The sequence below is a fragment of the Psychrobacter sp. genome (assembly GCF_035469765.1).
Taxonomy (GTDB): domain Bacteria; phylum Pseudomonadota; class Gammaproteobacteria; order Pseudomonadales; family Moraxellaceae; genus Psychrobacter.
The window spans coordinates 1-1,886 of record NZ_DATIRM010000135.1; the positions used below are offsets into that span (position 1 = coordinate 1).

The following is a 1,886-nucleotide window of genomic DNA, read 5'->3' on the forward strand; positions in this document are numbered from 1 at the left end:
ATTGAGCTCTTTATCTGCTTCCAAATATACTTTGGTTAAGCAGTACAATCCGTCAAAGTCATTGATAGGTTTATCACAATTCTGTGCGCCCCAAGAAAGCATAGGAAACATAAAAGCCGCCGACGTCAGTATTGCTAAAGACGTTTTACCAATAGTACGATTAACGATATTCATTTTCATAACAGACCCCTCTTATTAATTGATGGTTAGAAAAATCCTTTTTACCCTATTGCTTTTACAAGGTTACTTGCTCACTTATTAAATACTATAGTCGGTGAAAAGTAATATCGATACAACACGTACTGCTAGTGCAAATTTTTCTTGCTTGCTGTGCCTACGCAGACAGAGGCTGCAAAAAATTTACACCAGCAATACTGTAGCGACTTTAAAGTATTTCAACTATATTTAATAAAAATAGTAATCTCACTACACTTTATCACTATAACCTTATCCCTTTTTGAAAGCGTTTATCCTGAATTTGTATAATTAGGAAGTGGCAATATTTTATGAATATTTTTAAAAAATGCCGTAAAAAAACCCCCATTGCATTTAGCCAATGGAGGTTATTATTACTAAGTAACTTTTTTACCAATTAAGCATCATACGGATCGCGTAATACGATAGTCTCTTCACGGTCAGGACCGGTTGAGATAATATCAACTGGGCAACCAATCAATGCTTCGATACGTTTGATGTATATTTTGGCGTTTTCTGGTAGATCGTCATAGTTAGTGATACCGACCGTTGACTCACTCCAGCCTTGTAGCGTTTCGTACTTTGGTGTTACCGCTTCGTAGAACTCTGCATCATGCGCGCCTGCACACTCAGTCTCAGGTAAGTTATAACCCACACCGATTAGCAATTCTTCTAGACCATCTAACACGTCAAGCTTGGTTAGGCAGATACCTGACATAGAGTTCAGTACGACAGCACGGCGTAATGCTTCAGCATCGAACCAACCACAACGACGAGCGCGACCAGTCGTTGCGCCAAACTCATGACCGACTTTGGCTAAATGTGCACCAACATCATCAAACAATTCAGTTGGGAACGGACCGCTACCAACGCGTGTGGTATAGGCTTTCGTAATACCAAGGACATAATCTAAATACAATGGACCGATACCCGTACCTGTAGATACGCCACCAGCCGTTACGCTTGAGCTGGTCACAAACGGATAAGTACCATGATCGATATCAAGCAATGTACCTTGCGCACCTTCAAACATTAGGTTCTTGCCAGCAAGACGCAATTGGTTCAAATCTTCGGTGACATCGGTAACCATGCCTCTGATTTCTTCTTTCCACTCTTTACAAAGCTTAAAAGTTTCATCAAAATCAATCGCATCAACTTTATAGTACTGAGTCAACTGGAAGTTATGATATTCGATTAAGTTACGTAGTTTTTCTTCTAAGTCATCACGGAACAAATCAGCAAGCTTGATGGCACGGCGCGCAACTTTGTCTTCATAAGCTGGTCCAATACCACGACCCGTAGTACCGATTTTACCGCTGCCACGCTTGGCTTCACGCGCTTGATCAAGGGCAACATGATATGGCATGATTAGTGGGCAGTTAGGAGAAATACGTAGACGCTCACGAACTGGAACGCCATTCTCTTCTAAACCTTTCATCTCTTTAAGTAGTGCATCAGGTGCTAATACCACGCCATTACCGATGAAGCAGGTAACGCCTTCACGCAAAATACCAGATGGGATTAGGTGTAAGACGGTGGTTTTACCATCTACAACTAACGTATGTCCAGCGTTATGTCCGCCTTGGAAGCGAGCGACGGCTGAGGCTTTTTCGGTTAGTAAATCGACGATTTTACCCTTACCTTCATCGCCCCATTGACTACCTAAAACTACGACATTCTTACCCATGATA

At 41.7% G+C, this 1,886-nt stretch carries 1 protein-coding gene and 1 pseudogene; both read right to left on the reverse strand.

From position 1 onward, the window contains the following. A pseudogene (locus tag VLN09_RS03900) lies at window positions 1-180 on the reverse strand (hypothetical protein); the annotation flags it as partial. A gap of 412 nt (window positions 181-592) precedes the next feature. Next, window positions 593-1,882 carry an adenylosuccinate synthase gene (locus VLN09_RS03905; RefSeq protein ID WP_325243880.1) on the reverse strand — a complete coding sequence of 430 codons (1,290 nt, stop codon included), beginning with the start codon at window positions 1,880-1,882 and terminating at the stop codon, window positions 593-595. Between the last annotated feature and the right edge of the window lie 4 nt (window positions 1,883-1,886).

Bases quoted from the DNA above. Each gene is read 5' to 3' on its own strand.
- VLN09_RS03905 (WP_325243880.1), bottom strand. From the start codon at position 1,882: ATGGGTAAGAATGTCGTAGTTTTAGGTAGTCAATGGGGCGATGAAGGT.